The 9,291-nt window shown below is 55.1% G+C and carries 8 protein-coding genes; all 8 read left to right on the plus strand.

Annotated features, from left to right (window positions below; translation table 11 throughout):
* On the plus strand, positions 1–305 hold a 305-nt coding region (locus ACETWG_10700), incomplete at its 5' end, for a diadenylate cyclase (protein ID MFB0517053.1).
* A 223-nt stretch (positions 306–528) separates the two neighbouring features.
* On the plus strand, positions 529–1,632 hold the full coding sequence (gene prfB / locus ACETWG_10705) for a peptide chain release factor 2 (protein MFB0517054.1): 1,104 nt from the start codon (positions 529–531) through the stop codon (positions 1,630–1,632).
* Positions 1,629–3,128 carry a lysine--tRNA ligase gene (gene lysS / locus ACETWG_10710; GenBank protein MFB0517055.1) on the plus strand — a complete coding sequence of 500 codons (1,500 nt, stop codon included), beginning with the start codon at positions 1,629–1,631 and terminating at the stop codon, positions 3,126–3,128. Before prfB ends, lysS begins: the two co-directional genes overlap by 4 nt.
* A complete protein-coding gene (locus ACETWG_10715; protein MFB0517056.1) occupies positions 3,125–4,336 on the plus strand; it encodes an FtsX-like permease family protein in 1,212 nt (403 codons plus the stop codon). Before lysS ends, ACETWG_10715 begins: the two co-directional genes overlap by 4 nt.
* A complete protein-coding gene (locus tag ACETWG_10720) occupies positions 4,329–5,519 on the plus strand; it encodes an ABC transporter permease (GenBank protein ID MFB0517057.1) in 1,191 nt (396 codons plus the stop codon). The genes ACETWG_10715 and ACETWG_10720 overlap by 8 nt, the downstream gene beginning before the upstream one ends.
* A gap of 1 nt (position 5,520) precedes the next feature.
* Positions 5,521–6,210 (plus strand): ABC transporter ATP-binding protein, encoded by a 690-nt coding sequence (locus ACETWG_10725; protein ID MFB0517058.1) that lies wholly within the window; start codon positions 5,521–5,523, stop codon positions 6,208–6,210.
* A 45-nt stretch (positions 6,211–6,255) separates the two neighbouring features.
* Positions 6,256–8,721, plus strand: a complete 2,466-nt coding sequence (locus ACETWG_10730; GenBank protein ID MFB0517059.1) for an ATP-dependent Clp protease ATP-binding subunit — start codon at positions 6,256–6,258, stop codon at positions 8,719–8,721.
* 139 nt (positions 8,722–8,860) lie between these two features.
* Positions 8,861–9,291 (plus strand): Hsp70 family protein (locus ACETWG_10735; protein ID MFB0517060.1); only part of this gene is annotated, 431 nt, incomplete at its 3' end.

A 9,291-nucleotide genomic window follows, 5' to 3' on the forward strand; every position in this document is an offset into this window, starting at 1 on the left:
TGGTATCCATCTTCAATCCTGATTCACCCCTGCACGACGGGGCGGTAATTATTCAGAACGAGATCATAGAAGCTGCCCAGTGCATTCTCCCTTTGAGCGAGAGCGAGACCATGGACCCGGGTATGGGGACCCGCCACCGTGCCGCCCTGGGCCTGACGGAAGAGTCGGATGCGCTGGTAGTGGCGGTATCCGAAGAAACGGGCCAGGTATCGCTGGCCATCGATGGCACCCTACACCGGAACCTCGACGAGGCGGACCTGCGAGGGCTACTGAATAAGTACATCTTTATCAGCAGCGGCGAGTAACGTTAACCTCAAGTGCGGGGTTCCCCATTATCAATGTCTTATCATAGGGCCGTCTGTTAACTTTCAAGCCGGCAAGATTTGTCTCTTGCCTTCAGAGGAACCTCGGATTAACCTTAATTTAAGTGTGATAATTGGCGAAGGCATATGAGCAAGACTGAATCCCAGACCGCCAGGAACCTGGAAGACTACCGCGACGGGTTTCACTCCGTAGAGGCTCGCTACCGTGAGCTCTGGAGGTACCTTTGACCTGGAGACCCTGAAAAAACAGATAGCCCACCTTCAACAGTTCACTACCGAACAGAGTTTCTGGATCGATCCGGTAAGCGCCCAGGGAACCCTCAAGAAAATCAGCCGCTTGGAGAAGGAGCTGCACCTGTGGGAGGAACTGGCCTCCCTGCATGATGAGGCCGAAATCCACCTGGAGTTGGCGCAGGAGGAAGGGGCTAGAGTTGTCTCCAAGGAGGCCCAGGAGACCCTGGAACGTTACTGCTCGGCCCTGGACTTTGCCGAGGTGCGGCACCTGCTCAGTGACCCGGATGACGAGAAGGATGCTCTCCTTACTATTCATCCAGGGGCTGGCGGGACCGAATCCCAGGATTGGGCCGAGATGTTACAGCGGATGTATATCCGGTGGATTGAACGCCACGACTACCAGTATCAGATCCTCGACTACCAGCCCGGCGAAGAGGCGGGTATTAAGGATGTGACCATTGAGGTAAAGGGTGAGCGGGCCTATGGATATCTCAAGGCCGAAGCCGGGGTTCATCGCCTGGTGCGCATTTCACCCTTTGATGCCAGTGCCCGGAGGCACACCTCCTTCGCGTCGGTGTTCGTCTATCCTGCTGTAGCAGATGACCTGGAAATTGAGATTAATGAGAAGGATCTGCGCATTGATACTTACCGTTCCAGCGGCGCTGGCGGTCAGCACGTCAATAAAACCGACTCCGCTGTGCGCGTTACCCACCTGCCCACCGGAATTGTGGCCCAGTGCCAGAATGAGCGCAGCCAATTGAAAAACCGGGCCACCGCCATGAAAATTCTTATGGCGCGGCTGTATGACCTGCGCCGTAAGGAACAACAGGCTGAGCGACAAAAGTTGGAGGACACCAAAAAAGACGTGGCCTGGGGTAGCCAGATACGCTCGTATGTGTTTCAGCCCTATACCATGGTCAAGGACCACCGCACCCGCGAGGAAACCGGGAATATCCAGGCCGTGATGGACGGGGATATCGACCGTTTCATTCACGCCTATCTTGTGCAAAATGCAATGTTATCAGGTAGAAAAAACGTGACCGACAAGTCTGCAGAAGAGGTCTCAAGGTCATGACGCAGCAACAGAGGACACTCCACGAAATCCGGCTCATCCGGCAGAAGAAACTCCACGAACTGAGGCAAATGGGGATCAAACCCTACCCCTATCGTTTTGAGGTGACCCACCATAGCGCGGACATCCAGGCCATGAAAGACAGCCAGTTTCCCCCTGATGTGGCCGTGGCCGGGCGGGTCGTATCCCTGCGTCGGATGGGGAAGGCTAGCTTCGCTCATTTGCTGGATGATAAAGGGAAGCAGCAGATCTACGTGAAGGTGGACCTGGTAGGGGAAGCCGCTTATGAGGAGCTCTTCCGCCGGGTTGATCTGGGGGATTTTCTGGGAATCCAGGGACGGGTCTTTCGCACCAAAACGGGGGAGATTACCGTGGAGGCCCGAGCTATTCAGCTGCTGGCCAAGTCCCTTAGGCCTCTGCCTAATTTGAAGGAGAAAGAAGGGGAGGTCTTCGATCCCTTTGCGGACAAGGGAAACCGCTATCGTCACCGCTACCTGGATCTCATTGCGAATCCCCAGGTGAAGGAGATTTTCATCAAACGGGCCCGGATTATCCGGTTGTTACGCCAGTTTCTTGACGATCATGGCTACGTGGAGGTGGAGACCCCTGCCCTGCAGCCCCTCTACGGCGGCGCCTCGGCGCGGCCCTTTACTACCTATCATGGTACCCTTGATCAGACACTCTATCTGCGGATCGCCGATGAGCTCTACTTGAAACGCCTCATCATCGGCGGCTTTGAGAAAGTCTACGAGATCGCCAAGGACTTCCGCAACGAAGGAATGGATCGCTACCATAATCCGGAATTCACCGCCTTGGAGTATTATCAGGCTTACGCCGACTATAACGATATGCTGGCATTCACCGAGAAGCTCTTCAAGACCCTGGCTGAGTACCTGGGCAGCGTAACTTTTACTTATCAGGGCCATCAGATTGATCTGCGCCCAGCCTTCAGCCGAGTTGGCCTATTTGATCTTTTGAACCAATATACGGGCATAGACTTCAGCAGCGTCACCGATGTCGATCAACTTTATAACTTTGCTGAAGAGCGTAAGCTCGATGTCGTAAAAGGGCTCAGTTATGGTCAGCTGCTTGATAAAATCTTTGGCCTGCTGGTGGAACCCCAGCTGATTCGGCCTACCTTTGTGGTGGATTACCCCAAGTCAACCTCGCCCCTGGCCAAGGCCCATCGTGACGGTCCTGACAGCCTGGTGGAGCGGTTCGAGCTCTTCATTGCCGGGATGGAGTTTGCCAACGCTTTCACGGAGCTCAATGACCCTTTGGATCAGCGCACTCGGCTGGAAGCTCAAGCCCAGCTCCGGGAGGCCGGTGATGAGGAAGCCCAGGTAGTTGATGAGGAATTCCTCGAGGCTATGGAGTTCGGTATGCCCCCCACCGGTGGGGTGGGGATCGGCGTTGACCGCCTGGTGATGCTTTTCACCGGGCAGGACTCGATCAAGGACGTCATCCTATTCCCGGCCATGCGCCCCCTTCAGACGTGACCCCGCAGCGGCTTATTGCTCTTCGCTATCTGCGAACCAAGCACAGCTACGGTTTCATCTCCTTCATCGGCTACTTGGGGATGACCGGTCTGGCTATCGGCGTGGCGGCCCTCATTCTTACCCTGAGCGTGATGCGTGGCTTCGAGGAAGAAGTTGAAAACAAAGTGGCCGGTATGGATGGTCACCTCCGGCTTGCCAATGCTCTGGGTGAGGAGGTTCCGCTGCCGGATACACTCCTTCAGCACCTGAGGCTGCACCCGGAAGTGGAAAAAGTCGTCCCCTTTCTTGCCCGCCATGCCCTGGTCCGCCGGGGGATACAATCAGATGGTATCTATCTTCTGGGTGCCGATTTGCAGCAGCTCCAGGAGACCGTCAATATAAAGAACTTCATCATTACGGGGCAGCTCCCGCCACCAGGGGATACGTCTTCTATCATCCTCGGCGAGAAATTAGCCAACCTGCTTAGGATAGGAGCGGGGGATAAGGTAATTGTGTTTGACATCACCTACCTTCTGGGCCAACAAGGGATTCGGGGCCGGGAGCTTACCGTGGCGGCCACCTATCGCTCGGGCATGGTGGAATACGACCAGCTTCTGGCGTTTACCTCGCTGAGCACAGCCCAAGCCTTGTTTGGCCAGAGGCAATCGCCCTCCAGGGCCATTATTAATATCGCCCAGCGTGACCGAGCTGATGAGCTGGCGGCGGTTTTAGAAGAGGAGCTGGGTTTTCCCTATTACCTGATCTCCTGGCGGCAGCGGCATGCCGGCCTGTTCAACTGGCTCAAGGGTCAGCAGTTACCCATCCTAATCGTGTTCGGATTCATCGCCGTGGTGGCCCTGCTGAACATCCTCAGTACACTTGCATTAGTAGTGGTTGAGAAGCAGCGCGATATTGGAATCTTGCGCAGCCTTGGATTCAGCCGCAAGCAGATCCAGCGTATTTTCCTGTACCAGGGTGGTGTGGTGGGCCTGGTCGGCAGTGGCGCGGGGATTGTTCTAGCCCTTATTCTGGGCTTTCTCCAGCGAAAGTTTCAGATCCTGGCCCTAGAGTCGGATATCTACTTCATGGATGCTCTGCCGGTGCAGTGGTCCTGGCAGTCTCTGGTGGTCATTCCGCTCCTGGCCGTGGCTCTAGCGCTGCTGGCGGCGGTGTGGCCGGCGCGCCGTGCTGCCGCTGTCCAGCCCGCTGAGGCCTTGAGGTATGAATAGTTCCTGGTTCCTGGCCCGGCGCCTGCTGTTCTGGCGGCAAGAGCGGCGCAAGCTCAATCGCAGTGCCATCATCTCCGTTGTCGGCGTGGCGGCGGGATCAGCCGTGCTGGTGCTCTCCCTTTCCATCCTCAACGGATTTGAAGCCGAGGTTTGGGACAGCCTGCTGCGTTTTGAACACCACACGGTGCTGCTGCCACGTACGAGTCACGTAGATGTTGAGGCTGCCAGAACCGCTTTGGCCGCAGCCGGGATCAAAGCCCAACCCTATGCCGAGCGAAAGCTGGTGGTTCAATCCGAAGAGGGTTACCGCCTGGTGACTGCCCGAATCGTGTCCGACCTTTCTGCTCAGCAGGCTGCCTTCGGCGAGGCTGTCCTTCAGGCACTGCCTTATACACCTGCAAAGAACGGGGTTATGATAGGCTCCCTGCTGGCCGACAGACTGGGCCTGCTTCCTGGCGATGAGCTGCGACTCTTCTCACCACTGGATATCTCGCTGGCCAATCCCACCCCGCCACAGCTGGAGGCGACGCTACAGGCGGTCTATGAATTCGGCATCCTTGATTTCGACGAGGACTATCTCTTCACCGATTTCCAGGCGGCTGAAAAACTGGTACCCCGTCTGGCAGCCTACAGCGGGCTATCTCTGGCAGTGACAGGGAAAGATGGTGCGGATCTGCCTCCGGGACTACTGGGTGCGGGGGATTGGGAAATGCGCACCTGGGAGACGGATCATGCCGATCTACTTACTGCCATGAAAATGGAAAAGCTCGGCAGCATCGTGATTCTCTTTCTGATCATTTTGGTTGCCTCCTTCAATGCTACCAGCACTATGGTCATGTCGGTAATGGAAAAATACCGGGAAATCGGTATCCTTCGCTCCATGGGTGCGACCCGCCGGTTCATCAAGACCTTATTCCTCCGTCAGGGCTTATTGATCGGGCTGCTGGGCGTTAGCACAGGGGTGGGGCTGGGTGTGGCCGTTTCGCTGGGACAGATGGTCTACCGCTTCATCCCTGGTCCTGAAGGGCTCTATGCTCAGGGGGGCCTGCCGATGGATCTACGCTGGGTGGACGTGCTGGTGGTGATTGTGGGTGCCCTAGCCATGAGTTTGGGAGCAGCTTGGTATCCTGCCCGCTACGCTACTTCTATCGCTCCGGGGCAGGCGGTTAACTACGAGAAATAATATGGCGCTTCTTTCGGCACATGACATTCACAAAAGCTATCCCGTGGACGACGCGCGTCTGCCGATCCTCAAAGGAGTGAACCTGGAGGTGGAGAAAGGAAGTATCGTTGCCCTGATGGGACCCTCCGGAAGTGGCAAATCGACCCTGCTCAATATTCTGGGTACCCTGGATCGTCCTGATCGGGGTCGGGTGCTCCTTGATGGGCAAGATGTCAGTGGCCTCACGGATGATGATCTTTCCCTTTTCCGTAATCGGAACATTGGATTTGTTTTCCAGTTTCATCATTTGCTACCGGAGCTCAATCTATGGGAGAATCTGGAGCTGCCACTGCGGTTGGCAGCTGGCCGAAAAACGGTGGATACTTCCTATCTTCAGGAATTGCTCGAGCTAACCGGACTGCTCGATCGCCGCAGCCACTACCCCAGTCAGCTCTCCGGTGGAGAACGCCAGCGGGTCGCGGTGATTCGAGCCCTGGTCAATCGGCCTGGCATTGTTCTTGCCGATGAACCAACAGGAAACCTGGATGCGGGAAATGGTGCCATCTTAATGAACCTGATTAAGCAGTTAAGGCAGGACCACGGGCAGACGTTTCTCATCGCCACCCACAGCGAAATATTGGCTGAAAAGGCCGATCGCCGACTGTATCTGCGTGATGGAGTAATTAACATCACACCGGTGGTTGCTGGATGAATTGCCAGGGAGTAAATTTGAATTGATGAATGGGATGAATGTGGCATGAAGGAAAATTTTACCAAGCGGGTACAAAATATCCTCAAGAACGCCAAGGAAGAGGCTATTCGTCTCGGACACAGCTATGTCGGGTCCGAGCATTTGCTGCTGGGGATCATCAAGGAAGGCGACGGTCAGGCCTATGAAGTTCTGGCTTCCCTGGCTGAAGACATCCAGGATCTGCGGAATGAGATTGAAGACATGGTGCGATCTTCAGGCGGTACCATGACCCTGGGACATCTTCCCCTTACCCGCCGGGCCGAGAGAATCCTTCGTACCACATTCACCGAGGCTAAAAGTTTCCATGAAGAGGCGGGCGATGACATTCACCTCCTGCTGGCTATTGCCAAAGAGACGGAGGGTGTGGCCAGCGAAGTGCTGATACGTTTCGGCATCGATTATGCCGCTATCAAACAGCGCATCGTAAGTCATCAGCAATCTACTGCCCGTTCCCGAAAAGCGGGCCGCGCGGCGAAGAAATCTACCACCCCTACCCTCGATCACTTCAGCCGTGACATCACGGAACTAGCCGCAGAGTCGGCCCTTGATCCGGTCATTGGTCGCGAGAGGGAGATCGAACGGGTAGCCCAGATTCTTTCCCGGCGGAAGAAAAATAATCCGGTGCTGATCGGCGAGCCCGGGGTTGGGAAAACCGCCATAGCCGAAGGGCTGGCTGCTAAAATCATGGCCCATCAGGTACCCAGGGTACTTTACGGTAAGCGTGTGGTGGCGTTGGACCTGGGTGGTCTGGTGGCTGGCACAAAGTATCGTGGTCAGTTCGAAGAACGCCTTAAAGCGCTCATGCACGAGTTGGAAACCTCCAAAGAGGTTATCCTCTTCATTGATGAGTTGCACACCATTGTCGGTGCTGGCAGTGCCAGTGGGTCACTGGATGCAGCCAACATGTTCAAGCCCGCCCTGTCCCGCGGAGAAATACAGGTTATCGGCGCCACTACCTTGGATGAGTACCGCCGCCACGTAGAAAAGGATGGGGCTCTGGAACGGCGTTTCCAGAAAGTAATGGTGTCACCACCCACCGTGGAACACTGCCTGCACATCCTTCAAGGGCTAAAGGAGCGATACGAAAATCATCACCGGGTCAGGTATACCGCTGAGGCCATCAAGGCGTGCGTGGAGCTAAGCAATCGCTACATCACTGACAAATTCATGCCTGATAAAGCCATCGATGTGATGGATGAAGCTGGTGCCCGGGTGCATATCAATAATCTGGTAGTGCCCCAGGAACTGGTTGATATGGAAAAGAATGTGGAAAAAATCCGCCACCAGAAAGAACAGGTGGTCAGCAAGCAGGATTTCGAGCAGGCTGCCAAGCTGCGGGACCAAGAGCGGTTTTTCTTGGAGAAGATTGAGCACTTGCAGCGCCAGTGGGAGGAGGATGAGACCCGGGAGTGGCCCGAAGTTACCGATGAGGATGTTGCCGATACTGTGGCCATGATGACCGGCATCCCCGTTAATAAGGTGGCGGAGAGTGAACTGGATAAGCTCCTCCATCTGGAGGATGTCCTCCGTGAATATGTTATTGGTCAAGACGAAGCCATTCACACGCTGAGCCGGGCGATCCAGCGTGCCCGCACGGGATTAAAGGATCCTCGCCATCCTATTGGCACCTTTATGTTTCTAGGGCCCACCGGCGTAGGCAAGACGGAGCTCGCCCGTGTTCTGGCCCAGCACCTGTTCAACCACGATGAGGCGCTGGTCAAATTCGATATGTCGGAGTATATGGAACGGTTCAACGTCTCGCGGTTGGTTGGGGCTCCACCGGGATATGTAGGTTATGAAGAAGGTGGCGAACTCACCGAGCGGGTACGTCGGAATCCCTTCGCCGTCGTCCTCTTCGATGAGATTGAGAAAGCCCACCCCGATGTATTTAATATACTTCTCCAGATTCTTGACGAGGGAACCCTTACCGATGGACTCGGCCGGCGGGTTGACTTTCGTAATACGGTAATCATTATGACCTCCAACCTAGGCGCCCGGGGCCTGGAGAGCGGCGGCTATGGCTTCACTCGCAGTGATGAGCCCGACGAGGCCAAGTTCCATGCGGAACTCATGTCAGAAGTGAAACGTATATTCAATCCTGAATTTCTTAACCGGCTCGATGAGATCGTTATATTTAACTCTCTCAAAAGGGAACACCTCTTTAAAATTGTTGACCTGCAGCTGCGGGACCTTAAGAATAATCTGGCCAGCAAGAACGTCACCTACAGGATCACCAAGGCAGCCAAAGAGCGGATCATCGAGGAAGGGTATAACCGGGCTTTCGGCGCTCGTCCCATGCGCAGAGTGATCCAGGACCGGATAGAGAATGTAATCGCTGAGAAATTCCTCAAACGTGAGTTCACGAAGGGTGGAGACATCCGCATCAGTGCCCGGGGCAAAAAGCTCTTCTTCGCTCAAAAAGCTTCCGACGTTAAAGATTCCGACGTTACTATGGTGGAGGAAACCGAATAGGGTTCACCGGTTCTCTCATATTTCCAGAAACACGCCATTTTTACCTCCCAATACCGAAAATTGTGCCATTTGGACATAATTTTCACCGCGGCACTATTCTTGTACCTAATGCGTTGAGAATTACACAGGGAGATTGAACATGGGCAAAATTATTGGTATTGACTTGGGGACCACTAACTCCTGCGTGGCCGTCATGGAAGCCGGTTCCCCTAACGTCATCCAGAATTCCGAAGGGGGTCGTACTACTCCCTCCATGGTGGCCTTCACCAAGAATGGTGATCGCCTCATTGGCCAACCGGCGAAGCGGCAGGCTGTGACCAATCCCCAGAACACTGTTTACTCCATCAAGCGGTTCATGGGCCGGCTACACATTGAAGTGGACCGAGAAATTGAGGAAGTGCCTTTCGAGGTCCAGGAGGGCTCGAAAGGTGAAGTCCTCGTAAAGGTGGGTGACAAGACCTACCCGCCTCCGGAGATCAGCGCTATGATCCTCCAGAAAATTAAGCAGACAGCTGAAGCTTATCTTGGTACCAAGGTGACGGACGCGGTCATTACTGTTCCGGCCTACTT

The organism is Candidatus Neomarinimicrobiota bacterium (genome assembly GCA_041862535.1).
Classification (GTDB): Bacteria; Fidelibacterota; Marinisomatia; order SCGC-AAA003-L08; family TS1B11.